We start from the raw sequence: 24,583 nt of genomic DNA, 5'->3' as shown, positions 1-24,583 counted from the left end.
GCGCTGGCGAGGCGCCGCGGCCTTGCGATAGGACAAAGACACGGCGCGCCGCCGATGCTCCGACGCGCCCTCGACCACGCCCCTGAGGCCGGACCCCGCCGATGCTCACCGCCGCCCCGCCGCGCGCCGCCCCGCCCGAGACGGGCCCCGACGCCCTCGACCCGCAGGCGATGCGCGAGCCGCTGCCCAACGCCTGGTACTGCGTCGGCCCCGCCGACGGCATCGCCACGAACCGGATGCGGGCGGTCGCCCTCCAGGGGGAGCAGATCGTGCTCGGGCGCGCCAAGGACGGCACCGCCTTCGCCCTGCGCGACCGCTGCCCGCACCGGGGCATGGCCCTGTCCAAGGGCAAATGCGACGGCGAGACCCTGATGTGCCCGTTCCACGGCTGGCGCTTCGGCACGGACGGGCGCTGCCGCGACGTACCGACCCTCTCGACCCACGATTCCGCCGATTTCTCCCGCATCGCCGTGCAGCGCTTCCCCGTGATCGAGAGCGCGGGCTTCCTCTGGGTGAACCCCTATCTCGGGCCGGCCCGGGTCGAGGACGTGCCGGCGGTGCCCGAGCTCGGCTTCGAGGCGGCGGGCTGCCTCGTGCTGGAGCTCGAGGTCGAGGCTTCCTTCGACCTGACCACGCTGAGCCTGGTCGATCCCGGCCACGTCGCCTTCGTGCACGACAATTGGTGGTTCCGGGCAAGCAAGGAGCTGCGGGAGAAGGTGAAGACCTTCCAGCCGGTGCCGCACGGCTTCGTCATGACGAGCCACGCCACCACCACCTCCTCGCCGCTCTACCGGTTGCTCGGCGGGGCGCCCGAGGTCGAGATCGAGTTCCGGCTGCCGGGAGTGCGGCTGGAGCGGATCGTGGCCGGCACGAAACGGGTGGCGAACTACACCTTCGCCACGCCGCTCGGCCCGAACCGGACCATGCTCACCAACGCCCTCTACTGGAGCATGCCGGCGCTCAACCTGCTCAAGCCGATCGCCAAGCCGCTGATGCGCCAGTTCCTGACCCAGGACCAGCAGGTGCTCCAGCACGCCCAGAAGGGCCTGGACCGCAAGCCCACCATGGTGCTGCTCGGCCAGGGCGACCTGCCCTCGCAATGGTATTTCCGCCTGAAGCGGGAGGCGCTGGAAGCGGCCCGCGCCGGGCGCCCCTTCGAGAACCCGCTGGAGCGGCAGGAGCTGCGCTGGCGCTCGTGAGGGCGAACCGTCGCGCTTGAACCGCGGCCGCGGCCCGCCATCTGGAACCCTCATGAAACGGCGACGCCTGATCACGGTCGCGAGCGCGGCCACGGTGATGACCCTCGGCGGCGTCGGCTATGCCGCGCACCGGCGCGGCAACAATCCCTATTACCGGGGGCCCGAGAGCGACCATTTCGACGGGGTGCGCTTCCACGCCCCCGGCCAAGCCCCCGACAAGGACCTCTCGGACATCGCCCGCTGGCGCATGACCGCCAAGCGGGAGGCCTGGCCCGAGGCCGCCCCGAGCCCGTTCCCGCCGGACAAGCCGCCGGAACGCTTCGACGGGCTGCGCGTCGTGCTGATCGGGCATGCGAGCTACCTGTTCCAGGTCGCCGGCCGCAACATCCTGGTCGATCCGGTCTTCGCCAAGCGCGCGAGCCCGTTCCGCTTCGCCGGGCCGAAGCGGGCCAACCCGCCGGGCATCGCCTATGCGGACCTGCCGCCGATCGACGCGGTGCTGATCACCCACAACCACTACGACCATCTCGACGGGCCGGGCATGGCCCGGCTCTGGACCGACCATCAGCCGCTGATCGTGGCGCCGCTCGGCAACGACACGATCCTGCGCGGCTACGACGACAGCATGCATGTCGAGGCCCGGGACTGGGGCCAGTCGGTCGATCTCGGCGGCGGCGTCACCGCCCATCTCACCCCCGCCAACCACTGGTCGGCGCGGGGCCTCAACGACCGGCGCATGGCGCTCTGGTGCGCCTATCTGCTCACCACCCCCCGCGGGGTGCATTACCATGTCGGCGATACCGGCCTCGGGGACGGCGCGATCTTCCGCGACCTGCGCGCCACCTTCGGCGCACCCCGCCTCGCTACACTGCCGATCGGCGCCTACGAGCCGCGCTGGTTCATGCAATCCCACCACATGAACCCGGCCGACGCGGTGGAGGCCCTGCAGCTCCTCGGCGCCGATCAGGCGCTGGGCCACCACTGGGGCACGTTCAAGCTCACCGACGAGGGCATCGAGCGCCCGGCCGAGGCCCTGGGCGAGGCCCTGTCCGCGGCCGGGCTGCCGGCGGAGCGGTTCCTGGCGCTGCGGCCGGGGCAGGTCTGGGTGGGGTAGGGACGGGTTGGGTCAGGGCGGCGCCCCGGCCTCAGCCAGACTCGCTTGCCGCGATCAACGCTGCGACGGCCGCCTTGAGCTTCGGGAGTTCGTCCTCCACCACGCCCCAGATCACCCGATCGGACAGGCCATGGTACTCGTGCCGGAGCACGTTGCCGATGGCCCGCACCTTCGGCCAGGGAATCCCGGGCTGTAGGGCCTGGATCTCCTCAGGAAGCGCGCGGCTGGCCTCGGAGATGATCTCGATCCCGCGCTGCACGCCGTGCCGCAGAAGCCAGTCGCCAGTGTAAGCGTCGAAATCCTTCCCGGCCGTCGCCTGCTCGATCCCCTCGATCGCAACGCGCATGTCCTCGAGGGCATGCCGGAAATCCCGCCGCGCCATCAGAACACGCGCAAGGCCGACCGCTCGATCCTATCGCGCAGGAGGGGATGGAGGCCGTCCCGCGTGGCGAGATCGACATCGACGCCCAGCCGCTCCTCCAAGAGGAGCTTGATGCCGATCAGGTCGAACGCGTTGAAGCGGGATTCCGGGTCGTACTCGATGAACAGATCGAGATCGCTCCCAGGCCTCGCCTCGTCGCGCAGGGTCGAACCGAACAGGTAGAGTGAGGTCGCGCCGAGGGCGCGCACCGAGTCCGCATTCGCCTGCAGATTCGCGATGGCCTCGGCCCGTCTCATACGCCGATCATAGCCGAAACCCCCGGGGCGATCACGCCGATTCCGCGGGCGAAGGCCGGCCGCTCACCGCCACCCCCACCGAGGCCGCGATCACGCAGCCCACCGCCAGCCATTGCACCGGCGTCAGCCGCTCGCCGAGGAGCGCCAGGGCGGCCAGGGCGGCGACGGCCGGCTCCAGGCTCATCAGGATGCCGAAGGCCTCCCGGCGCAGGCGCTGCAGGGCGAACATCTCGAGGGAATAGGGCAGGGCGCTCGACAGCACGGCGATGGCGAGCCCGGTCAGCAGGGTGTCCGGGGTGAACAGGGCGCCGCCGCCCTGGGCGAGGCCGACCGGCGCGGCGAGCAGCGCGGCCACGCTCATCCCGAGGGAGACCGCCGGCCCACCCCCGGCCCGGCCGGCCCATTGCCCGAACACGATGTAGAGGCCCCAGGCCACGCCCGCGCCGAGCGCCAGCGCCGCCCCCAGCGGATCGAGGGAGGCCGCCCCGTGTAGCGGCAGCAGCAGGCCGAGCCCCAGCACGGCGAGGCCGATCCAGGCGAGGTCGCGCAGGCGGCGCGAGCCGAACAGGGCCACCGCGAGGGGCCCGGTGAACTCGATCGCCACGGCGATGCCGAGGGGGATCGTGCGCAGGGCGAGGTAGAACAGCAGGTTCATCAGGCCGAGGGTCGCGCCGTAGAGCAGGATCGCCCCCGCCTCCCGCCGCTCCAGGGGCCGCCGCCAGGGCCGCCACAGGGCGAGCAGGATCAGCGCCGAGAAGCCGACGCGCAGGGCGGTGACGCCGGTGGCGCCGATCACCGGGAACAGCCCCTTGGCGAGGGCTGCCCCGCTCTGGATCGAGACCATGCCCGCCACCAGCGCGGCGATGGGCAGGAGCGGCGCAGCGCCCTCCGGACCGGGCGCGCGCACGGCCTAGAGGATGAAGCGGCTGAGATCCGCGTTGGCGGCGAGCCCCTCGACCTGGGCGCGGACATAGGCCGCGTCCACCGTCACGGTCTCGCCGGAGCGGTCGGTGGCGGTGAACGAGATCTCGTCGATCACCCGCTCCAGCACGGTCTGGAGCCGGCGGGCGCCGATATTCTCCACCGAGCCGTTCACCTCCACCGCCACCCGGGCCAGGGCGTCGACGGCGTCCTCGGTGACGACCAGGGTCACGCCCTCGGTCTCCATCAGGGCGACGGTCTGCTTGATCAGGCTCGCCTCCGTCGCGGTGAGGATCTGCTTGAAATCCTCCACGGTGAGCGGCTGCAACTCCACGCGGATCGGCAGGCGGCCCTGCAATTCCGGCAGCAGGTCCGAGGGCTTGGCGACGTGGAAGGCGCCGCTCGCGATGAACAGCACGTGGTCGGTCTTCACCGGCCCGTGCTTGGTCGCGACCGTGGTGCCCTCGATCAGGGGCAGCAGGTCGCGCTGCACGCCCTCGCGGGAGACGTCGGCGCCGGAGCGGCCCTCGCGGGCGGTGATCTTGTCGATCTCGTCGAGGAAGACGATGCCGTTGTCCTCGACCTCGCGGATCGCCTCCTGGATCAGGGAATCGTCGTCGACGAGCTTGTCGGATTCCTCCGCCAGGAGCGGCGCGTAGGCGTCGCGCACGGTGATGCGGCGGGGCTTGCCGCGCTGGCCGCCCAGCGCCTTGCCGAGCATGTCGGAGAGGTTGATCGCCCCCATCGAGGCGCCGGGCATGCCGGGGATCTCGAACATCGGCAGGCCCTGGGGCGAGGCGGAGGCGAGCTCCAGCTCGACCTCCTTGTCGTCGAGCTCGTTGTTGCGCAGCTTCTTGCGGAAGGCGTCGCGGGTAGCCGGGCTCGCCGTCGGCCCGACCAGGGCGTCGAGGATGCGCGCCTCGGCGGCGGCCTCGGCCTTGGCCTTCACCGCCTTGCGCTTCTCCTCGCGCTTGAGGCCGATGCCAACCTCCACGAGGTCGCGCACGATCTGCTCCACGTCGCGGCCGACATAGCCGACCTCGGTGAACTTCGTCGCCTCGACCTTGAGGAAGGGGGCGCCGGCGAGCCGGGCGAGGCGGCGGGCGATCTCGGTCTTGCCGCAGCCGGTCGGCCCGATCATCAGGATGTTCTTGGGCGCCACCTCCTCGCGCAGCGGCCCCTTGAGCTGCTGCCGGCGCCAGCGGTTGCGCAGGGCGATGGCGACGGCGCGCTTGGCATCGTGCTGGCCGACGATGAAGCGGTCGAGCTCGGAAACGATCTCGCGGGGGGAAAAGGTGGTCATCGGGCTCCTTGGCATCCCGCGAAGGCGTTGGGACGATGCGGGGGCGCGCCGCCCGGCTCGGGCCGGCACCGCGGCCGTGTCGAGCCCGATCTAGGCGCCGCGCCGCAAGCTTTAAAGACGTTGCGACCCGCCGGCCACCGCTTCGCCGAGGGCCTGCGCCTGCACGGCGACGGTGCGGGCGACCTGGCGGTGGCGGCGCGTCTGCTCGTCGGGGCCGAGGATGCCGCCCGCCCGCAGCCGGGCCTTGAGGGCGGCGAGCTCCGGGTCGCCCCAGCGGGCGAGCAGCTTCTGGAAGGCGGCGTGCCGCTCCGGCCGGAAGGGGACGGGGGCGCCGCGCCCGTCCCGGGCGGGATGGGGCGGAAACAATGTGCCGCAGGGCACGAGCCCCGGCGGGATCGGCGCGGTGGCCGCATGGGTCTGCCCCTTCCGCAGCCGCTGCGGCATCAGATAGGCGAGGGGGCCCGGGGCCGCCGCGACCTCCGGATGCCAGCAGGGCCGGTCGATCTCGATCCGGCCGATCCGGGTCACGAAGACCTGCGGCCGGGCGCCCTTTTCGAGCAGGGCGGCGGCGGGATGGCCGGGGCCGAAGAGCGGCCGGCCGCATCCGGCCCGGAGGATTGCAAGCGTGTCGGGGTCGGAGGCCCGCAGGCAGACATCGACCGCGCGCTGGCCGAGGCCGAGATCGAACAGGATGCCGTCCCGGTCCCGCGCATGCAGGGCGCCCGCATCCGGGCCGAGCTCGGTCACGGCGCGGCGCTGCCCCATGGCGCAGACCGCCTCCGGCAGGCAGAGGGCGATGGCCTGGCTCCAGCCGGAGGCGAAGGCGGTCTCGTAGGCGAAGGGCCGGAGCCCGGCCTGAGGCTCGAGGCGGAGGCCGGCCCGCGCCGTCGCGAGCCCGATCCCGGGAAGCGCCGCCGCGGCCTCGTCGGGATCGCGCGCGAAGAAGGCGAGCGCCCCGAAGCTGCCGAGCGCCCAGGTCGTCTCGGGATCGGCGAGGCAGGCGCGCAGCAGGGTGTCGACATCCGGATCGGGGGCCATGCGCGCCTCGTCTGGGGTTCGGACGCCCGCCTACACCGTCCCGCCGGCCTTCTGCCGCCGGGTCGGGTGGGTCATCGCCTCGAGTTCCAGAAGCGCGTTGAGCTGCGCCTCGGTGAGCAGGCCCTCCTCCAGCACCAGCTCGGCCACGGCGCGGTTCTCGGCCAGGGCCCGGCGGGCGATGCGGGAGCTCGCCTCGTAGCCGAGCGTCGGGGCCAGGGCGGTGACGAGGCCGACCGAGCCCTGGACGAGGCTGCGGCAGCGCTCCCGGTCGGCCTCGATGCCTTCGACGCAGCGCTTCGTCAGGGTGTCCACCGCCGCGCCGAGCATGCGGATCGAGGAGAGCACGCAATAGCCGATGGTCGGCTCGAAGGCGTTGAGCTGGAGCTGGCCGCCCTCGGCGCAGAGCGTCACCGTGAGGTCGTGGCCGATCACCAGGAAGGCGACCTGGTTGACCACCTCCGGGATCACCGGATTGACCTTGCCGGGCATGATCGAGGAGCCCGCCTGCACCGCCGGCAGCCGGATCTCGCCGAACCCCGCCCGCGGCCCCGAGGAGAGCAGGCGCAGATCGTTGCAGATCTTCGAGAGCTTGACCGCGACCCGCTTCAGCACGCCGGAGAACAGCACGAAGGCGCCGAGATCCGAGGTCGCCTCGATCAGGTTCGAGGCGAGCACCATCGGCTGGCCGGAGAGGCGCGACAGCTCCTCCACCGCGAGCGCGGCATAGCGCGGATCGGCGTTGATGCCGGTGCCGATGGCCGTGGCGCCGAGATTGACCTCGCGGAACAGGCCGGAAATCTCGTTGAGCCGGGCCACGTCCTCCTTGAGGGTGGCGTGGAAGCCGTCGAATTCCTGGCCGAGCGTCATCGGCACGGCGTCCTGGAGCTGGGTGCGGCCCATCTTCAGCACGTCGGCGAATTCCACCGCCTTGCCCTTGAAGGCGTAGGCGAGGTCGTCGAGGGCCCGCACCAGGCCCTGCGTCGCGAAGATCACCGCGAGGCGGAGCGCCGTCGGATAGGCGTCGTTGGTCGACTGCGCCATGTTGACGTCGTCGTTGGGGTGCAGCGCCTCGTACTGGCCCGGCGCCTTGCCGAGGAGGCCGAGGGCGACGTTGGCGATCACCTCGTTGGCGTTCATGTTGGTCGAGGTGCCCGCGCCGCCCTGGATCGCGTCGACCACGAAGGATTCGGCGAAAGTCTTGTCGGTCGCCACCATCGTGCAGGCGCGCTCGATCGCGTCGGCCTTGACCGGGTCGAGATAGCCGAGGCGCCGGTTGGCCCGGGCCGCGGCCTGCTTCACCAGGGCGAGGGCCCGCACCAGTTCGGGGAAATGCCCCACCGGCACGCCGGTGATCGGGAAGTTCGTCACCGCCCGCTTGGTGTGGATGCCCCAGAGCGCCGCGGCCGGCACGTCGGCATAGCCGAGGAGATCGTGCTCGGAGCGGATCTCCGCCCCCGTCATCTCGACATTGCGGACCGTCGCCACCGCAAGCGGCTCGGACGGGGGTGCTTCGCTGTCCATGCCGTCCTCCCGCGCGGTCGGGCGACCGCCGGAATCGGCCGCCGGGCCCGGCCCGGGCCTAGCGCATCGGACACCACCCCGTCGAGGCGGGGCGGGGCTCAGGCGATCGCCTGCCGCATCCGCCGCCGCAGGCGCTCCGCCAGCTTGAGGGGCCGATCGATCCAGGCGTAGCGGTCGAGGCGATCCTGCAGGGCCACGACCTGCCGCTTGAGGGCGATGCGCTCGATCTCCTCCGGCGTCGGCAGGGCGTCGGCCGGCTTGCGGCCGATCTCCCGCCCGACCCGGATGCGGGCCGGATCGACCACCGGCGCCACCGCCGCACGGAAGTCGCCCGCCTCCATGCCCGCGGGCAGGAAGGGGCGCAGATGGGCGTAGAGGTAGTCGAGATCCTCGGCGAAGCGCGGGAACTTCATCATCACGATCGGCACGTCGTGTTCGAGCAGCCGTTCGAGGAGAAGGTGGAGGCCGTGGGCGAGGATGCGCGCCTGGTCGAGCGGCTCCAGGGAATGGGCCGCCCCGCCGGGCACGGTGCCGAATTCGCGCCAGGGCGCGTCGAGCCGGGCGGTGCCGGGCAGGCCGTAGATGTGGCCGAGCTCCAGGGCGAGCCGGCTCGCCACCGCTTCCTTCAGGTCGCGGATCGGCAGGATCGCCCCGTCGAGGCGCAGGCCGGGATCGGCCAGGAACTGGTCCACGAACTGATAGGCCCAGGGCGACTTGACCACGTAGGGGTGGTCCTTGGGCACCAGCGGGTCGCTCTCCAGGCCCGCCTGCGCGGCCCGATCATAGCCGGCATGCGGATTGCGTGACAGTTCCGTGTCGAGTCCGCAGGCGGTGAGCACCTCCACCAGGAAGGTCGTCCCGGCCCGGCCGGTGCCGGCGATCAGCAGGTGGTGCCGGGCGTCCGCCACGGGAGGTTGCTGCGATCCCATCCTGATCTCCTCGAAAGCGCGTCGGAGCCACTGTTGACGTGGGTATTTTTCCCACATAACGAAAGCGTGAGCGGGACGCAAATGCATCGTTCGGTTGTATTTGCGTCTCGCGAACCGTCAAGCATGGCGTGGGGCGGTGATCGGCAGGCGGGAGCCCGGCATGGCAGGATGCGGCTTGGGAACGGATCTGCGACACAACCTGACCTGGCAGAGCCTCCAGCCGCGCGAGGCCCGCTGGGCGCAGCTCGGCCAGAGGCCGGCCATCGCCTGGCTCACCGGCCTGTCGGGCGCGGGCAAGTCGAGCATCGCCGATGCCGTCGACCGGGCGCTCAACCAGGCCGGGCTGCACGGTATGGTGCTCGACGGGGACAACGTCCGATACGGGCTGAACCGCGATCTCGGCTTCTCGGACGCCGACCGGCGCGAGAACATCCGCCGGGTCGCCGAGACCGCCCGGCTGATGGCGGAGGCCGGTCTCTACGTGATCGTGTCCCTGATCTCCCCGTTCCGGACCGAGCGGGAGGCCGCGCGGGCCAGCGCCGGCGACATCCCCTTCCTGGAGGTCTTCATCGATACGCCGCTCCGCCTCTGCGAGGCGCGCGATCCGAAGGGCCTCTATGTCCGGGCCCGGGCCGGAGAGATCGCCGGCTTCACCGGCATCTCGGCGCCCTACGAGGCGCCGCTCGCCCCGGACCTGACGATCGCGACGGAGGGCCGGTCGATCCGGGATTCGGCGGCGCCGGTCATCGCCCGCCTCGCCGCCCTATGCCGGCCGGAGCGGGAACGCTGACGGCGAACCGGCCGGTACGGCAATGGCTCTTCCCGTCCCGGGCCGGTGCGGCTACGCTCGGGCCGCAGCGGCGGGGCAGATTCCGCCGCGGGTGCCGAAGAACCGCGACAAGGGCCGAGACGGCACCACATGGACGTCTTCGTACAGCAGCTCATCAACGGGCTCACGCTCGGCTCGATCTACGGGCTGATCGCCATCGGCTACACGATGGTGTTCGGCATCATCGGCATGGTGAACTTCGCCCATGGCGACGTCTTCATGGTGTCGAGCTTCATCGCGCTGATCGCCTTCCTGATCGTCACCGCCTGGCTCGGCATCGCCTCCGTGGCCCTGGCTCTGCTGATCGTGCTCCTCGTGGCGATGGCGCTGACCGCGCTCTGGGGCTGGGCGATCGAACGGGTGGCCTACCGGCCCCTGCGCGGCTCCTTCCGCCTCGCCCCGCTCATCTCGGCCATCGGCGTCTCGATCTTCCTGTCGAACTTCGTGCAGGTGGCCCAGGGCGCCCGCAACAAGCCGACGCCGCCCCTGCTCAATGGCGGCCTGACCCTGTTCGAGCGGGAGGGCTACGCCGTGACTCTCTCCTACAAGCAGATGGCGATCATGGCGGTGACCGCGCTCCTGCTGGCCGGCTTCTGGTATCTCGTGCAACGCACGCCCTTCGGCCGGGCGCAGCGGGCCTGCGAGCAGGACCGCAAGATGGCGGCTCTGCTCGGCATCGACGTGGACCGCACCATCTCCCTCACCTTCGTGCTGGGCGCGGTGCTCGCGGCGGTGGCGGGGGTGCTGTACCTCGTCTATTACGGCGTGGTCTCCTTCTCGGACGGGTTCGTGCCCGGGGTGAAGGCCTTCACCGCGGCGGTGCTCGGCGGCATCGGCTCCCTGCCCGGCGCGGTGCTCGGCGGCCTCATCATCGGCCTCGTCGAGACCTTCTGGTCGGCCTATTTCTCCATCGAGTACAAGGACGTGGCCGCCTTCTCGATCCTCGCCATCGTCCTGATCTTCATGCCCTCGGGCCTGCTCGGCCGGGCCGAGGTCGAGAAGGTCTGAGCCGGTGGCCGCCGCCGCGTCGGAGAACGCCCTGCCGGGCATCCTGAAGGATTGCGCGCTCACGGCGCTGGTCGCCTTCGGGCTCTGCGTGCCGATCGTCAGCTACCGCGCCGATCTCGGGGAGGGGGGCGCCCTCGGCCTGACCCCGCGCTGGGGGCTGGTGGCCGGCCTCTGCGCCGCCCTGTTCGGCCTGCGGCTGCTCCAGCGCCTGGTGCTCCTGCGGCGCGACGCGCGCCGGACGCTCACCCCGAGCCCTTCCCAGGCGACGGAGCCCGTCGACGCCACGCCCCAGGCCGGGCAGCGCCTGCCGCGCCTCGGCCTGCCCCTGTTCCTGGCCGCCGCCCTGCTGATGCCGCCGGCGGTGGTGTTCCTCACCGGCGGCCTCGGCCCCTCCCGCTACTGGATCGACCTCGGCATCCTGATCCTGACCTACGTCATGCTCGGCTGGGGGCTGAACATCGTGGTCGGGCTCGCGGGGCTCCTCGACCTCGGCTACGTCGCCTTCTACGCCGTCGGCGCCTATACCTACGCCCTGCTCTCGACGACCCTCGGCCTGTCCTTCTGGGTCTGCCTGCCGCTGGCCGGCCTGTTCGCGGGGCTCTGGGGCATGATGCTCGGCTTTCCCGTGCTGCGCCTGAGGGGCGACTATCTCGCCATCGTCACCCTGGCCTTCGGCGAGATCATCCGCCTCGTGCTCATCAACTGGGTCGACCTCACCGGCGGGGCGGCGGGGGTGTCCTCGATCCCCCGGGCGACCTTCTTCGGCCTGCCCTTCACCCCGGGGCCGAACGGCTTCGCCGGCACCTTCGGGCTCAAGTTCGACGCGATGCACCGCGTCGTCTTCCTCTACTACCTGATCCTGGCGCTCGCCCTCCTGACCGCCTTCGCGACCCTGCGCCTGCGGCGCCTGCCCATCGGCCGGGCCTGGGAGGCCCTGCGCGAGGACGAGATCGCCTGCCGCTCGCTCGGGATCGACACCACCGCGACCAAGCTCACCGCCTTCGCGCTGGGCGCCATGTTCGGGGGCTTCGCCGGCTCCTTCTTCGCCGTGCGCCAGGGCTTCGTCAGCCCGGAGAGCTTCAACTTCCTGGAGAGCGCCATCATCCTGGCGATCGTGGTGCTCGGCGGCATGGGCAGCCAGATCGGCGTGGCCCTCGCCGCCATCGTCATGGTCGGCGGGCCGGAGCTCCTGCGCAATCTCGGCTTCCTCAAGGCCGTGTTCGGCGAGGGCTTCGACCCCAACGAGTACCGCCTCGTCGTGTTCGGCCTGGCCATGGTCGCCATGATGGTCTGGCGCCCCCGCGGCCTCATCGCCGAGCGGGTGCCGACCGTGGCCCTCAAGGAGCGCAAGGCCATCGCCGGCAGCCTCGTGCGCGAGGGCCACGGCTGATGGCGCCCCCCGACGACGCCGTCCTCGCGGTCGAGCATCTGCGCATGCGCTTCGGCGGGCTGACCGCCGTGGACGACCTCTCCTTCCGCGTCCGGCGGGGGGACATCACCGCGCTGATCGGCCCGAACGGCGCGGGCAAGACCACGGTGTTCAACTGCATCACCGGCTTCTACCGGCCGAGCGAGGGGCGGCTGACCCTGCGCCATCCGGACGGCGCCGCGCATCTGCTGGAGCGGCTGCCGAACCATCAGGTGAACCGGCGGGCCCGGGTGGCGCGCACCTTCCAGAACATCCGCCTGTTTCCCGGCATGACCGTCCTGGAGAACCTGCTCGTCGCCCAGCACGCCCCCCTGATGCGCGCCTCGGGCTTCACCCTGCTCGGCCTCCTCGGCCTCGGCGGCTACCGGGCGGCGGAGGCCGCCGCGATCGCCAAGGCCAGGGACTGGCTCGACCGGATCGGCCTGACCGCCCGGGCCGACGATCCGGCCGGCGACCTGCCCTATGGCGACCAGCGCCGGCTGGAGATCGCCCGGGCCATGTGCACGGACCCGGTCCTGCTCTGCCTCGACGAGCCGGCGGCGGGGCTGAACCCGCGGGAATCCCACGAGCTGAACGGCCTGCTGCGCCACATCCGCGACGCGCATGCCACCTCCGTGCTCCTGATCGAGCACGACATGGCCGTGGTGATGGAGATCTCCGACCACGTGGTCGTGCTCGATTACGGCCGGAAGATCGCCGACGGCACGCCGGAGGCGATCCGCAACGACCCGCGGGTGATCGCGGCCTATCTCGGGGTCGAGGACGAGGAGGTCGAGCAGGTCGATGCCGAGCTCGGCCTCACCCTGCCCGTCGCGGAGAGGCGGGCATGAGCGTGGCCGGCATCAACGTCCTCGTGGAGGAGACCCGGGCCCGGCAGGCGGCCGCCGCCGAGCCCCTGCTCGCCCTGCGCAGCGTCTCGGCCTCCTACGGCAGCGTCGCCGCCCTGCGCGGGGTCGATCTCGACGTGCGGGAGGGGGAGATCGTCACCCTGATCGGGGCGAACGGGGCCGGCAAGTCGACCCTGATGATGACGGTGTTCGGCGCCCCGCGCGCCCGCTCCGGCACGATCCGCTTCGCCGGGCAGGACGTGACGCGCCTGCCGACCCACCGCATCGCCCGGCTCGGCCTCGCCCAGTCGCCGGAGGGGCGGCGCATCTTCCCGCGCATGAGCGTCTACGAGAATCTGCAGATGGGCGCCGCCCTGCACGAGGGGCGCTTCTTCGCGCAGGATCTGGAGCGGGTCTGCACCCTGTTCCCGCGGCTGAAGGAGCGGCTGCACCAGCGCGGCGGCACCATGTCGGGCGGCGAGCAGCAGATGCTCGCCATCGCCCGCGCCCTGATGAGCCGGCCGCGTCTGCTCATGCTCGACGAGCCCTCCCTCGGCCTCGCCCCCCTCATGGTGAAGCAGATCTTCTCCGCCATCCGCACCCTCAACCGGCAGGACGGCCTCACCGTCTTCCTGGTGGAGCAGAACGCCTATCACGCCCTCCGCCTCGCCCATCGCGGCTACGTGCTGGTCAACGGGCGCATCACCCTCTCGGGGGAGGGCCGGGCGCTCTTGGAGGATCCGGCGATCAAGGCCGCCTATCTCGAAGGCGGCCACGCCCTGCCGGAGGAGAGCTGAGGCGATGCTCCAGGGAATCCTCTACGAGGAGGACTCGGTCTTCCTGTTCCTGCTCGTCACCGTGGCCATGGGCGGCTGGGCGGCCTGGATGACGGCACGGGCGGTGGCGCTCGGCTGGCGTCCGGCCTGGCAGATCGTGCCGCCGCTGCTCCTGCTCGCCGGAGCCGTGCGCTTCATCCATTTCGCCCTGTTCCAGGGCACGCTGCTCTCCGCCCGCTACTACGCGGCGGACGCCCTGGTGGTGCTCCTCGTCGGGGCATTGGCCTTCCGCGTCACGCGGGTGCGGCAGATGACGGGGCAATATCCCTGGCTCTACGAGCGCCGCGGGCCGCTGGCCTGGCGGGCGAAGGGGCCGGAGGCAACGTGATCGCGCGGGCATCGGCCCCGCGCTTGCTTGGAACGGGGGCATTGAGGGGGATGGGCATGAAGACGTCGCTGCTGGCCGGGCTCGCCCTCGGGCTTCTCCTCGCGGGCTCGGCCCAGGCGCAGGTGAAGATCGGGCTCGCCGCCCCGCTCACCGGCAACAGCGCCGCCTTCGGGGCGCAGTTCCGCAACGGCGCCACCCAGGCGGTCGAGGACATCAACGCCGCCGGCGGCGTGAAGGGCAAGAAGATCGAGCTCTCCATCGGCGACGACGCCTCCGACCCCAAGCAGGGCGTCTCGGTCGCCAACAAGTTCGCCTCGGACGGGGTGACCATGGTGGTCGGCGATTTCAATTCCGGCGTCTCGATCCCCGCCTCCGAGGCCTATGCGGATGCGGGCATCCTCCAGATCACCCCCGGCTCGACCGCGGTGAAGTTCACCGAGCGGGGCCTGTGGAACGTCTTCCGCACCTGCGGCCGCGACGATCAGCAGGGGGCCATCGCCGGCGACTACCTCGCCAAGGCCTTCGCGGGGAAGAAGGTCGCCTTCGTCCACGACAAGACGCCCTACGGCAAGGGCCTCGTCGACGAGACCCTGAAGGCGTTCAAGGCCAAGGGCGGCAAGGAGACGCTGATCGAGGGCATCAACCCGGGCGAGAAGGACTATTCCGCCCTCGTGTCGAAGCTGAAGCAGAACGGCGTCGATGTGGTCTATTTCGGCGGCTACTACACGGAGGCCGGCCTCATCATCCGCCAGATGCGCGACCAGAAGCTCGAAGCGCCCCTGATGGGCGGCGACGGCATGGTCGACAAGGAGCTCGTCGCCATCGCCGGGCCGGCCGCCGAGGGCACGCTCGTCACCTTCACCCCGGACCGGACCCGCAGCGCCGAGGCCAAGGACATCGTCGCCCGCTTCAAGGCCAAGGGCATCAACCCGGAAGCCTATACCCTCTACGCCTATGCCGCGGTCCAGATCCTCAAGGCCGCGGTCGAGGCGACGGGCTCCACCGAGGCCGAGGCGCTGGCCGCCTATCTGCACCAGGGCAAGCCGACCCCGACGGTGATCGGCGAGATCGCCTACGACAAGAAGGGCGACATCACCCGGCCGGATTACGTGATGTATGTCTGGAAGAAGAACGCCAACGGCGTCGTCGACTATGTCGGCAACGAGATCACCCCGTGATCCCGCTGCCGACCCGAGGGCTCAGAAGAAGAGCGTCGTGTTGAGATAGCCGTAGAAGGTGTCTCCGGTATCGGGCGCGTTGGGGGCGTTGCGCAGGAAGTCGCCCTTGATGAGGTAGGCGAGCCCGGTATCGAGGATCATCGTGTCGGGGATGATCCAGTAGCGCACGCGGCCCTCGATCTGCTGGCCGGCGAAGGTGCCGGAGCGGCCCGAGCGGTCACGGATCAGCGTCGCCGCGAAAGTGTCGGTGGCGCTTTCCAGCCAGAGCGGCCGATAGGCGACGAAGAAGTCCCAGACCTTGCTCGGGGTGATCTCGAAGCGCAGGGCGGGCGAGATCATGTTCGCCCGCTGCACCGGGCCGTAGAGGCCGGTCGGGCCGTATTCCCAGCGCCGGGCGCCGTAGAGCGTGTCGAAGCGGTTGTAGCTGTTCGGGTTGGAGCCGTCGCCGCTGGCATGGTCGTAATGCAGGGAGACCCGCGGCTTCCAATCGGCATCGAAGGTGTAGCCGATTTCGGCGTGGACGAAATAGGCCGAGACGTCGAGATCCTTCACGTCGGTCACCGCCGCCGTCTCGCGGGTGAGGCCGGTCTGGTAGATCCCCTCGAGGTCCCAGTCGAATTCGCCCACCCGCGGCAGGCGCGCCAGCCGCATCCCGGGGGTGAACAGGCGCCGGTTGCGGGTCTGCACCGAGCCCGGGCCCGTACCGGAATCCTGCTCGTAGAGGCCGTAGCCGTAGAGTTCGAGGGAGCCGCCGAAGATGCCCGCGAAGGTGTAGGAAGCGCCGAAGAGCTGCAGGTCCGGGCTCTCGCGGTCGAACTCGATCCCGTTGTCGAGGATGCCGGGCACGTCGTCGGGCAGCCGCGTATGCGGCATCGACCAGAGCACGGTGAGCTTGTCCTTGTTCGCGCCCTGCCAATCGAACAGCATGCCGGTATAGGCATTGATGGTGTTGCGGAACTGCTGCCGGGAGACGAGGCGGCGCGAGCCGATGTTCTTGGTGAAGCGGCCGAGCGTCAGGCTGCTCTTCGAGCCTTCACCGCCGAGATCGCCCAGATCGAAGTTGAGATAGGCCTGGCCCGGTTCGAGGGCGTTGATCTCCGTGGTGGAGGCGGAGGAATTGCGGCGCTGGAAGTAGCCGCGGCTGTCGAACAGCTCCACGCCGATGCGCACCGGATCCTTGACGCCGTATTCCACGTGCAGGGTGGTGAGATACGAGTTCAGGATGTCGTTGCTGGCGAAGGTCGAGGGGCGGAACTGGTTGGCGATGCCTTCCGCCCTCGGGCGGAACGAGCCGCTGATGCGCCAGTTCTCGGGCTCGCCCAGGGCCTTGTAGAGGAAGTTCGGCGGCTTGACCGGGACCGCCGCGAAATAGGGCCCGTCCTGCGCCTTCCTGGCTTTCGCCGTCGCCACCTGCGCCTTGGCGGTCGCCACGTCGGTGGCCGTGGGCGCCGGGCCGCCCTGGGCGCGGGCGGAGCCGATGGGAGCGCCCACGAGGGGAGGGACGAAAGCGCCGGCCAGCAACGACGCGCACACAACCGACCGCTTCACGGCACCGCCTCCTGTTCTTGCACAAACTTCGATCAAGGATGGCTAGAGTTCACTCACCCTGGCATATCAGCGCAAGGACTGCCGATCTGAATCATGCATTTTGTTGGTATCTTCGAACGTCTTCGCGCCCGCCGCGGCGGTTTTCCACACAGCCAGCAATGCTCATATCAAAATGAAATCAGGGGCTTATATGAGATGCCTCGCCCCTGATCTGCGCATGACCTTTGTCCCCCGGCCGCAACGCCCGGGCGGAATTGTGCAGAGACTTGTCTTTCTCGGGATTAATTTCGAACGTGCCGGCCAGGATGAGAGACGGCTCCCCCGTCGCGTTCGGTGCCGCGGCGGATGACAAGCCGGGGCGCCGGCCTCACTATGGCACCGCCGCCGCCCGCCGGGCGGCCCAGGGTCGGGAAGCTCCACCGATGCGCCTCAAGGCCGTGTTCCTGCTCACCGCCCTCGCGGCCGCCTGCGGGCCCGCCGGGGCGCAGGCGCTCACCGGCACCCTGAAGAAGGTGAAGGACAGCGGCGCCCTCACCCTCGGCTACCGCGATTCCTCGGTGCCCTTCTCCTATCTCGACGGCAACCAGAAGCCGGTCGGCTACGCCCTGGAGATCTGTCAGAAGGTGGCGGAGGCGGTGAAGGCGCATCTGAAGCTCGATTCGCTGGCGGTGAAGCTCAATCCCGTCACCTCGGCGACGCGCATGCCGCTCATCGCCAACGGCACCATCGACCTCGAATGCGGCTCGACCACCAACAATGCCGACCGCCAGAAGCAGGCCGCCTTCACCAACACCCACTTCCTCACCGCGACGCGCTTCGTGGCGAAGAAGGACAAGGCGCTGGACAGCTTCGACGGCCTGAAGGGCCGCACCGTGGTCTCGACCTCGGGCACCACCAGCATCCGCCAGATCAACGAGGCCAACACCGCCCGCGGCCTCGGCCTCCGGATCCTGCCGGCCAAGGACCATGCCGAGGCCTTCCTGATGGTCGAGACCGGCCGGGCCGACGCCTTCGTGATGGACGATGTGCTGCTCGCCGCCCTGGTCGCCGGTTCCAAGGCGCCGGAGGCCTACGCGATCTCCTCGGAGGCGCTCTCGAAGCCCGAGCCCTACGGCATCATGCTGCGCAGGGACGACGCGCCCTTCAAGGCGGTGGTCGACGCCGCCACCGCCGCGCTCTACCGGAGCCCGGAGGGGAAGGCGCTCTACGCGAAATGGTTCGAGCAGCCGATCCCGCCCCGGGGCATCAACCTCAAGCTGCCGATGAGCGAGGCCATGCGGAAGGCCTTCGAGACCCCGAGCGACAGCGCCGACCCCGTCGCCTACTGAGCGACGGCCGATGAACTACAACTGGAACTGGAACGTCTTCTTCGAGCCGAGCCCGGAAGGGGTCGGCTCCTATGCCGACATGCTGCTCTCCGGCCTCGCCTGGACGGTCGCGACCGCGCTCGCCTCCTGGGCGATCGCCTTCACCCTCGGCTCGGCGATCGGGGTGATGCGCACGCTGCCCTCGAAGGCGGCGCGGGCCCTCGGCACGGCCTATGTCGAGCTGTTCCGCAACATCCCCCTGCTGGTGCAGATGTTCCTCTGGTACTTCGTGCTGCCCGAATTGCTGCCGGAGGCGCTCGGCAGCGCGGTGAAGCAAGTGCCGGACGCGCCCTTCTACACGGCGGTGCTCTGCCTCGGCTTCTTCACCGCGGCGCGGGTGGCCGAGCAGGTGCGGGCCGGCATCGAGGCGCTGCCCCGGGGCCAGCGCCTCGCCGGCACGGCCCTGGGGCTCGGCACCGCGCAGACCTACCGCCACGTGCTGCTGCCCAACGCCTACCGCCTCATCCTGCCGCCGCTGACCTCCGAGTTCCTGAACAACCTCAAGAACACGTCGGTGGCGCTCACCATCGGCCTGCTCGAACTCACCGCCCGGGCCCGCGCGATGCAGGAATTCTCCTTCCACGTCTTCGAGGCCTTCACCGCGGCGACCCTTCTCTACGTGGCGGTCAACCTCGTGGTGATCCTGTGCGCGAGCCGGCTCGAGCGGGCGGTCGCGATCCCCGGGCAGCGCTGATGTTTTCGCAGTTCGATCTCGGCGTGGTCGGGGCCTCGCTGCCCTATCTGTTCGGGCAGGGCATGGTCTTCACCCTGACGCTGACCGCCTTGGCGGCGGGCCTGGGCCTGGTGCTCGGCACGTGGCTCGCGATGCTGCGGCTCTCCGGGCTGCCCGGGCTGCGGCACGTGGCCAAGCTCTATGTCGAGCTGATGCGCTCCCTGCCGCTCGTGCTGGTGATCTTCTGGTTCTACTTCCTAGTGCCCTACCTCGGAGCCTGGGCGACCGGCGCCTCGGAGCCGATCCAGGTCGGCGCCTTCACCAGCGCCCTGATCACATTCACCCTCTTCGAGGCGGCCTACTTCTCCGAGATCATGCGAGCCGGCCTCCAATCCATCCCGAAGGGCCAGACGGCCGCCGCCCAGGCGCTCGGGCTCGGCTACTGGCAGGTGATGGGCAGCGTGGTCCTGCCCCAGGCCTTCCGCAACATGCTGCCGCTGCTGCTGACCCAGACCATCGTGCTCTTCCAGGACACCTCGCTCGTCTACGTGCTCTCGCTCACCGACTTCCTGGGGGCCGCCGTGAAGGTCGCCCAGCGGGACGGGCGCCTCGTCGAGATGTATCTGTTCGCGGCGCTTACCTATCTCGTGATCTGTCTGGCCGCCTCGCTCCTGGTGCGCCGCCTACAATCCCGCGTCGCGATCATCCGCTGAGGGACGTCATGACCTCCACGCCGATCCCGGCGCCCGGCACGCCCCAGACGCCCGTCCGGGCGACCGACGCCCCTGAGGATGCCGGGCTGCAGGAGGCGCCGCTCGTCGCGCCCCGCCCTGCCAGCGCGGCGCAGATGATCGCCATCGAGGCCGTGTCCAAGTGGTACGGCGACTTCAAGGTGCTCTCCAACTGCACGACGGAGATCGCCCGCGGCGAGGTGGTGGTGGTCTGCGGCCCCTCGGGCTCAGGCAAGTCGACCCTGATCAAGTGCGTGAACGCGCTGGAGCCGTTCCAGGAGGGCCAGATCACCGTCGACGGCACGCGGGTGAAGGACCGGGCCACGAACCTGCCCAAGCTGCGCGCCCGGGTCGGCATGGTGTTCCAGCATTTCGAGCTGTTCCCGCATCTGTCGATCCTCGACAACCTGACGCTCGCCCCGCGCAAGGTGCTGAAGCGCTCGGCCGCGGACGCCGAGAAGCGGGGGCTCGACCTGCTCGCCCGGGTCGGCCTCTCGGCGCATGCGCGGAAATTTCCGGGCCAGCTCTCCGGCGGCCAGCAGCAGCGGGTGGCGATCGCCCGGGCGTTCGCCATGGACCCGGTGGTGATGCTGTTCGACGAGCCGACCTCGGCCCTCGACCCGGAGATGGTCGGCGAGGTGCTCGACGTGATGGTCGAGCTCGCCCGGGACGGCATGACCATGATGGTGGTGACCCACGAGATGGGCTTCGCCCGCAATGTCGCCGACCGGGTGATCTTCATGGACCAGGGTGAGATCGTGGAGGACACGAGCAAGGACGCCTTCTTCGACGAGCCCCGCAGCCTCCGCGTCCAGGCCTTCCTATCGAAGATCCTGTCGCATTGAGGGGGCAGGGGCCGATGAGGCCGCTGACCGGCCTCTCCGTCCACCCCGGCCGATCCGCAAAGCACGGATGCCGCGGAGGCGCATCGCCTCGACGCCAGACTGCCGCCGCGATCACGGGGTTGTGCCGGGCGGCCCCGCCACGGCCGATCCTGCCGCCCCCCCACCGCCCAGGACTGGGTCGCCGCTTTGCTGACGGGGCTTCGGCTGGCCTGAGCGGCCTGCCTCAGCGCAGCGGCGCGGACAGGATCTCCGTCAGGTCCCAGCGGTCCTTCCGCAGAGAGCGGACATCAGCGATCTTCCAGAGGCCGCCCTCGCGCAGGAGGCTGTAACGCAACTCCTGCGGGCTGCCGTTGCGGAAGGTGGCCTGCACCTCGGCCCGGTCGGCCTCCACCACGAGCAGCGTGAGCGTCAGGCTCTTGGAAAAGCCCGGCTCCGTATCCTGGCCGTTGACGTGGAAGGCGAAGCCGAGGCGCCCGACCTCGCCCTTCGCCTCGCGCTGGTCGCGCTCGAACAGGTGGCGCAGGCCCTTGGCGTAGAAGCGGACGGCATTGATGTCGTCCTTGGCGTAGAAGGCGCGCACCGTCTCGACGGGATCGGTCGCCGATTGCGCCCGCGCGCTCCCGGCGGAGAGCGCCAGGACAAGGGCGATGAGAGCGGTGCGCATGGCCTCGCTCAGGCGGCCTCAGCCGGGGCGCCGCCGGCCTCCGTCTTGAGCCAGGCGGCGCCGCAGGCCTTGGCGAGCTCGCGCACCCGCAGGATGTAGCTCTGCCGTTCGGTCACCGAGATCACGCCGCGCGCATCGAGCAGGTTGAAGACGTGGCTCGCCTTGATGCACTGGTCGTAGGCCGGCTGCACCATGCGATGGCGCCCGCCTTCCGTGGCCGGAGCACCGGCGTCCAGATAGGAGCGGCAGGCCTTTTCCGCGTCGGCGAAGTGCCGAAACAGCATCGCCGTGTCGGCGGCCTCGAAGTTGTGGCGCGAATATTCCTGCTCGGCCTGCAGGAAGACGTCGCCGTAAGTGACCTTCGCGTCGCCTTCGCCGCCGTTGAAATTGAGGTCGTAGACGTTCTCGACGCCCTGCACGTACATGGCGAGCCGCTCGAGGCCGTAGGTCAGCTCGCCGGCGACCGGCGCGCATTCGAAGCCGGCCACCTGCTGGAAATAGGTGAACTGGCTCACCTCCATGCCGTCGCACCAGCATTCCCAACCGAGGCCCCAGGCGCCCAGCGTCGGGCTCTCCCAGTCGTCCTCGACGAAGCGGATGTCGTGGAGCTTGAGGTCGACGCCGATCGCGGCGAGCGATTCAAGGTAGAGCTCCTGAAGGTTCGGCGGGTTCGGCTTCAGGATGACCTGGAACTGGTAATAATGCTGCAGCCGGTTCGGGTTCTCGCCGTAGCGGCCGTCCTTCGGGCGCCGCGACGGCTGAACATAGGCCGCGTTCCAGGGCTTCGGCCCGAGCGCCCGCAGCGTCGTGGCCGGATGGAAGGTGCCGGCGCCGACCTCCATATCGTAGGGCTGCAGGATCACGCAGCCCTTGCCCGCCCAGAAGCGCTGCAGGGTCAGGATCAGGCCCTGGAACGAGCGTGTGGGCGAGAGATCGACGTCGCTCGACATGGAGATTCCGACAGCGGGAAGAAGGGTCGCGCGACCGTTTAGAGCCCTCGCCGCCGAAGGGGAAGCCGCTTGAATGACGGAGGCCGCGGGGCGTCGCACGGGGGATGGAAACCGCCCCGGTGCGCGCCCGCACACATTTCTGCCACGATTCCTTTAAGCCGGGGAACCGTGAAGCTTACGGCCAAGTTGTTTCGACAATTCAGGGTCGTGGGCCGCCCCATTGGGCGGATCAGAACAGCGGCAGCCAAGTCATGCGCAAGGGATTTACCGTTTTCGCCGCGGCCATCGCCGCCTCTCTCGTCGCCACACCAATGGTGATCTCGGCGTCCAACGCCCTCGCCACCGCGGACACGACCGGCACGGTCGCCGCCACCGTGGCGATCACCCCAGTCGAGGTCGCGCCGGTCCAGGCCGCCCCCGCCGCCTCACTTCCCGGCGCGCAGGATTGCCGCCGCAAGGTGCGCGTCGTCTATACCGGCTATGGCAGCGTGCCCGCGGCCTGCGTGGCGAGCGCGCAGTAAGCGGCGCGCCACCTCAGGGAAGGGGCGCGCGCAGGGCCGGGGCCAGCACGTAGCCGTGCGGGATGCGGCGCTTGCCGATGAAGCCACCCGCCGAGGCGTCGTGGTAATAGTCGAAGCCCGTCATGCCGAAGGCGCCGCCATTCATGACCTGCGGCACGGGGATGGCGCCGAGCGCATGCACGTCTTCGCCGTTGCGGCCGACGGAGCCGCGACGGAACTGGCTTGGATAGGGATCGAGCTCGATCACCTGCGGGCCGCGCCCGCCCGCCTCGAAGATGCGCTGCTTGGTGCCCTCGGTCTCCGCCGCGGCCGCGGTAACCGACAGGGCGGCGAGGGCACCCGCGAGGGCGGCGAGACGGCGTGAGGTCACCACGGGCGGACTCCGGCTGGGCGAGGGAACGGCCGAGGCTGGCCGCTCAACCCTTGGACTGTAGCACGGTGCGGCGCTCGCGCAGCCGCTCCTCGCAATTCGTGTCGAACATCTTCGCAACGATCGGCGAAGGTCGTGAATCGCAGACAAACGCCTCGTCTGGGGACGGGGCGGGAATCGGATCGCGGGCGACGATCGGATGGGGCGCGCAGGCCCCGACGCTCCCGGCAAGGCCGAGGAGAACGATCAGCTTCGGGAGGCGCATCGGTCTTCGGCCACGTCTCTACGGGGGCGGCGGCGAGGGTCGCACCGCTCCATGGCCGACGAAACTGCGGACCGGTGGCCACGCTGGCAAGCGGTCCGCGGCTGCAATGGCCGGTTTAGGCGTCCCCTGTCGCCCGCCCGCAACAACGGCCGCCTTCGCCGCAGGCGGGCGACCGAACCCGGGCCCGCACGCGTGGTTGGCCCATCGAGGCATCGTCCGGAGAGACGCGCAGCGTCCCGATGGAGCCCAAGAAACCGAGGGAGCTGCCCATGGCCCAGCAGATCCCCGTCGCCCCGGACGCCCGCGCCGATGCCGTTGAGGCGGGCAGCGACGCAGCCCATGCGATCACCGAGGACCTCGCCTATCGCCGCTCGGCATCGTCAATGTCGTCTTCGTCGGGCCACACGGCGCGGGCGACCGCAGCTGGGTGCTGGTCGATGGGGGCCTGCGCGGCACCGCCACGGCGATCCGCGACACGGCCGCCGCCCGCTTTGGCACGGGCGCGCGCCCCGCGGCGATCCTGCTTACCCATGGCCATTTCGACCATGTCGGCGTGCTGGAGGATCTGGCCCGCGAGGGGACGCCCCGGTCTACGCCCACGGGCTGGAAAAACCCTATCTCGACGGCAGCGCGGCCCAGGAATCGGCCTATGCCGTCGCCACGCGGGCACTGGAACTGCACGGCCCGCCCACGTATCTGACGCTCGACTGGGACGCAGCCGGCGCTTCCGTGCGCTTCCTCGCCAGCCTGAAACCCGAGCGCGCGATCACCGGGCACGGCCGCCCCCTACGCGGACCGGACCTGCAGCGCGCCCTCGATGCCCTGGCCCAGGACTTCGAGCGCGTCGCCGTTCCCGAACGGGGCCGCTATGTCGAGCGACCCGCCCGGGCGGCGGACGGCTCGGCCTACCGGGAGGCCTGAGCGGAGCCACCCGCAACACGCAGCGAGCCCCAAGCGAGCTCCGTGCAGCGAACCCATGCGCGCCGGCGAGTTGACGCTGGCGATGGGGTCTGCGACCCGCAGTTCACGGCCTCTGCCTTGCTTCGGCGGGCAGGCTTGGCCTGAGCCCGGGGCCGGAATGCGGCCTCGCGAGAATGGTCGCTGGCACGGCGCGTCAGGCCGAGGCGGCGCTGGGAGGTGTGGATGACGACGACGATCGACAGCGGCCAGAAGCTTCACCTCGTGTTCGGCGGCGAACTCGAGGATCTGGACAGCGTGCGCTTCCGCGACGTGAAGGGCCTCGATATCGTCGGGATCTTCCCCGATTACGCCTCCGCCCAGACCGCGTGGCGGGCCAAGGCTCAGGCCACCGTCGACAGCGCGCAGACCCGCTACTTCATCGTGCACCTGCACCGCCTGCTGGAGCCCTGAGCGCCGGCGCCCGCCAGCTGGTGGGTGGGGAGGGCGGGCCGTGAAGGCATTGTGACACCCTGCCGCCACTGATAAGAGCGCCCCCGTCGGGACGAGAGTCGTGTGCCCTCCGACGGTTTTCGCGCGGGATACCCGTCGTT

The 24,583-nt window shown here is 70.4% G+C and carries 27 protein-coding genes and 1 pseudogene; 16 read left to right on the top strand and 12 right to left on the bottom strand.

Features of this window, described 5'->3' with window-relative positions; genetic code table 11:
* The first annotated feature begins 101 nt into the window (after positions 1-101).
* A complete protein-coding gene (locus MMB17_RS22925; RefSeq protein WP_238313417.1) occupies positions 102-1,199 on the top strand; it encodes an aromatic ring-hydroxylating oxygenase subunit alpha in 1,098 nt (365 codons plus the stop codon).
* A 52-nt stretch (positions 1,200-1,251) separates the two neighbouring features.
* The gene (locus MMB17_RS22920) at positions 1,252-2,313 is read left to right on the top strand and encodes an MBL fold metallo-hydrolase (protein ID WP_238313418.1); all 1,062 of its coding nucleotides are present in this window, start codon (positions 1,252-1,254) and stop codon (positions 2,311-2,313) included.
* A 31-nt stretch (positions 2,314-2,344) separates the two neighbouring features.
* Here the strand turns inward: MMB17_RS22920 and MMB17_RS22915 are convergent, their stop codons facing one another.
* The 7 genes from MMB17_RS22915 to MMB17_RS22885 form a co-directional block, all read right to left on the bottom strand.
* Positions 2,345-2,659 (bottom strand): HepT-like ribonuclease domain-containing protein, encoded by a 315-nt coding sequence (locus MMB17_RS22915; RefSeq protein ID WP_420847297.1) that lies wholly within the window; start codon positions 2,657-2,659, stop codon positions 2,345-2,347.
* Positions 2,660-2,694: 35 nt separating this feature from the next.
* Positions 2,695-2,991, bottom strand: coding sequence for a nucleotidyltransferase family protein (locus MMB17_RS22910; RefSeq protein WP_241100394.1), 297 nt, complete (start codon positions 2,989-2,991; stop codon positions 2,695-2,697).
* Between the two features lie 31 nt (positions 2,992-3,022).
* Entirely contained in the window at positions 3,023-3,835 is an 813-nt protein-coding gene (locus tag MMB17_RS22905) for an EamA family transporter (RefSeq protein WP_241102272.1), read from the bottom strand.
* A gap of 66 nt (positions 3,836-3,901) precedes the next feature.
* Positions 3,902-5,215, bottom strand: coding sequence for an ATP-dependent protease ATPase subunit HslU (gene hslU / locus MMB17_RS22900; protein WP_238313424.1), 1,314 nt, complete (start codon positions 5,213-5,215; stop codon positions 3,902-3,904).
* Positions 5,216-5,326: 111 nt separating this feature from the next.
* Complete coding sequence (locus MMB17_RS22895; protein ID WP_241100393.1) at positions 5,327-6,253, bottom strand: DUF6925 family protein; 927 nt, start codon at positions 6,251-6,253, stop codon at positions 5,327-5,329.
* Positions 6,254-6,283: 30 nt separating this feature from the next.
* Positions 6,284-7,774, bottom strand: coding sequence for an aspartate ammonia-lyase (locus MMB17_RS22890; RefSeq protein ID WP_238313428.1), 1,491 nt, complete (start codon positions 7,772-7,774; stop codon positions 6,284-6,286).
* A 98-nt stretch (positions 7,775-7,872) separates the two neighbouring features.
* On the bottom strand, positions 7,873-8,703 hold the full coding sequence (locus MMB17_RS22885; RefSeq protein WP_241100392.1) for a hypothetical protein: 831 nt from the start codon (positions 8,701-8,703) through the stop codon (positions 7,873-7,875).
* Positions 8,704-8,863: 160 nt separating this feature from the next.
* Here MMB17_RS22885 and cysC point away from each other — a divergent pair, with 160 nt between their 5' ends.
* The 7 genes from cysC to MMB17_RS22850 all read left to right on the top strand — a co-directional run bounded on the left by cysC (position 8,864) and on the right by MMB17_RS22850 (position 15,138).
* Positions 8,864-9,493, top strand: a complete 630-nt coding sequence (gene cysC, locus MMB17_RS22880) for an adenylyl-sulfate kinase (protein WP_241100391.1) — start codon at positions 8,864-8,866, stop codon at positions 9,491-9,493.
* 129 nt (positions 9,494-9,622) lie between these two features.
* A complete protein-coding gene (locus MMB17_RS22875) occupies positions 9,623-10,540 on the top strand; it encodes an ABC transporter permease subunit (RefSeq protein WP_241100390.1) in 918 nt (305 codons plus the stop codon).
* 4 nt (positions 10,541-10,544) lie between these two features.
* Positions 10,545-11,930 carry a high-affinity branched-chain amino acid ABC transporter permease LivM gene (gene livM / locus MMB17_RS22870; RefSeq protein WP_338041751.1) on the top strand — a complete coding sequence of 462 codons (1,386 nt, stop codon included), beginning with the start codon at positions 10,545-10,547 and terminating at the stop codon, positions 11,928-11,930.
* The gene (locus MMB17_RS22865) at positions 11,930-12,799 is read left to right on the top strand and encodes an ABC transporter ATP-binding protein (RefSeq protein WP_241100389.1); all 870 of its coding nucleotides are present in this window, start codon (positions 11,930-11,932) and stop codon (positions 12,797-12,799) included. The genes livM and MMB17_RS22865 overlap by 1 nt, the downstream gene beginning before the upstream one ends.
* The gene (locus MMB17_RS22860) at positions 12,796-13,593 is read left to right on the top strand and encodes an ABC transporter ATP-binding protein (protein WP_241100388.1); all 798 of its coding nucleotides are present in this window, start codon (positions 12,796-12,798) and stop codon (positions 13,591-13,593) included. The genes MMB17_RS22865 and MMB17_RS22860 overlap by 4 nt, the downstream gene beginning before the upstream one ends.
* A 4-nt stretch (positions 13,594-13,597) precedes the next feature.
* The gene (locus tag MMB17_RS22855; RefSeq protein WP_241100387.1) at positions 13,598-13,960 is read left to right on the top strand and encodes a DUF6867 family protein; all 363 of its coding nucleotides are present in this window, start codon (positions 13,598-13,600) and stop codon (positions 13,958-13,960) included.
* 56 nt (positions 13,961-14,016) lie between these two features.
* Positions 14,017-15,138 (top strand): branched-chain amino acid ABC transporter substrate-binding protein, encoded by a 1,122-nt coding sequence (locus MMB17_RS22850; RefSeq protein WP_241100386.1) that lies wholly within the window; start codon positions 14,017-14,019, stop codon positions 15,136-15,138.
* Between the two features lie 21 nt (positions 15,139-15,159).
* Here the strand turns inward: MMB17_RS22850 and MMB17_RS22845 are convergent, their stop codons facing one another.
* Positions 15,160-16,686, bottom strand: a complete 1,527-nt coding sequence (locus MMB17_RS22845; protein ID WP_241100385.1) for an alginate export family protein — start codon at positions 16,684-16,686, stop codon at positions 15,160-15,162.
* Positions 16,687-17,108: 422 nt separating this feature from the next.
* Between MMB17_RS22845 and MMB17_RS22840 the strand changes: the two genes are divergently transcribed.
* The 4 genes from MMB17_RS22840 to MMB17_RS22825 all read left to right on the top strand — a co-directional run bounded on the left by MMB17_RS22840 (position 17,109) and on the right by MMB17_RS22825 (position 20,302).
* Positions 17,109-18,014, top strand: coding sequence for an amino acid ABC transporter substrate-binding protein (locus MMB17_RS22840; RefSeq protein ID WP_241100384.1), 906 nt, complete (start codon positions 17,109-17,111; stop codon positions 18,012-18,014).
* A gap of 10 nt (positions 18,015-18,024) precedes the next feature.
* Positions 18,025-18,747 carry an amino acid ABC transporter permease gene (locus MMB17_RS22835; protein ID WP_241100383.1) on the top strand — a complete coding sequence of 241 codons (723 nt, stop codon included), beginning with the start codon at positions 18,025-18,027 and terminating at the stop codon, positions 18,745-18,747.
* The gene (locus tag MMB17_RS22830) at positions 18,747-19,439 is read left to right on the top strand and encodes an amino acid ABC transporter permease (protein WP_241100382.1); all 693 of its coding nucleotides are present in this window, start codon (positions 18,747-18,749) and stop codon (positions 19,437-19,439) included. Before MMB17_RS22835 ends, MMB17_RS22830 begins: the two co-directional genes overlap by 1 nt.
* A 134-nt stretch (positions 19,440-19,573) precedes the next feature.
* Positions 19,574-20,302 (top strand): amino acid ABC transporter ATP-binding protein, encoded by a 729-nt coding sequence (locus MMB17_RS22825; RefSeq protein WP_241102270.1) that lies wholly within the window; start codon positions 19,574-19,576, stop codon positions 20,300-20,302.
* Between the two features lie 223 nt (positions 20,303-20,525).
* On the opposite strand, the gene MMB17_RS22820 is transcribed toward MMB17_RS22825, so the two are convergent.
* On the bottom strand, positions 20,526-20,966 hold the full coding sequence (locus tag MMB17_RS22820; protein ID WP_241100381.1) for a DUF3828 domain-containing protein: 441 nt from the start codon (positions 20,964-20,966) through the stop codon (positions 20,526-20,528).
* Between the two features lie 8 nt (positions 20,967-20,974).
* Positions 20,975-21,916 carry a glycine--tRNA ligase subunit alpha gene (locus tag MMB17_RS22815; RefSeq protein WP_241100380.1) on the bottom strand — a complete coding sequence of 314 codons (942 nt, stop codon included), beginning with the start codon at positions 21,914-21,916 and terminating at the stop codon, positions 20,975-20,977.
* A 251-nt stretch (positions 21,917-22,167) separates the two neighbouring features.
* Here MMB17_RS22815 and MMB17_RS22810 point away from each other — a divergent pair, with 251 nt between their 5' ends.
* Positions 22,168-22,437 carry a hypothetical protein gene (locus MMB17_RS22810; protein WP_241100379.1) on the top strand — a complete coding sequence of 90 codons (270 nt, stop codon included), beginning with the start codon at positions 22,168-22,170 and terminating at the stop codon, positions 22,435-22,437.
* A gap of 13 nt (positions 22,438-22,450) precedes the next feature.
* Here MMB17_RS22810 and MMB17_RS22805 read toward each other — a convergent pair whose 3' ends face one another.
* Together MMB17_RS22805 and MMB17_RS22800 are read right to left on the bottom strand one after the other, a co-directional pair.
* Complete coding sequence (locus MMB17_RS22805) at positions 22,451-22,807, bottom strand: hypothetical protein (RefSeq protein ID WP_241100378.1); 357 nt, start codon at positions 22,805-22,807, stop codon at positions 22,451-22,453.
* Between the two features lie 46 nt (positions 22,808-22,853).
* On the bottom strand, positions 22,854-23,072 hold the full coding sequence (locus tag MMB17_RS22800) for a hypothetical protein (protein ID WP_241100377.1): 219 nt from the start codon (positions 23,070-23,072) through the stop codon (positions 22,854-22,856).
* Positions 23,073-23,341: 269 nt separating this feature from the next.
* Here MMB17_RS22800 and MMB17_RS22795 point away from each other — a divergent pair.
* Both MMB17_RS22795 and MMB17_RS22790 read left to right on the top strand, forming a co-directional pair.
* Positions 23,342-23,993 (top strand): annotated as a pseudogene (locus MMB17_RS22795) (MBL fold metallo-hydrolase).
* 222 nt (positions 23,994-24,215) lie between these two features.
* Entirely contained in the window at positions 24,216-24,443 is a 228-nt protein-coding gene (locus MMB17_RS22790) for a DUF4170 domain-containing protein (protein ID WP_238313459.1), read from the top strand.
* The last annotated feature ends 140 nt before the right edge of the window (positions 24,444-24,583 follow it).

The organism is Methylobacterium organophilum (genome assembly GCF_022533465.1).
GTDB classification, from domain to species: domain Bacteria; phylum Pseudomonadota; class Alphaproteobacteria; order Rhizobiales; family Beijerinckiaceae; genus Methylobacterium; species Methylobacterium organophilum.
This window is presented reverse-complemented; position numbering and strand designations above follow the sequence as displayed.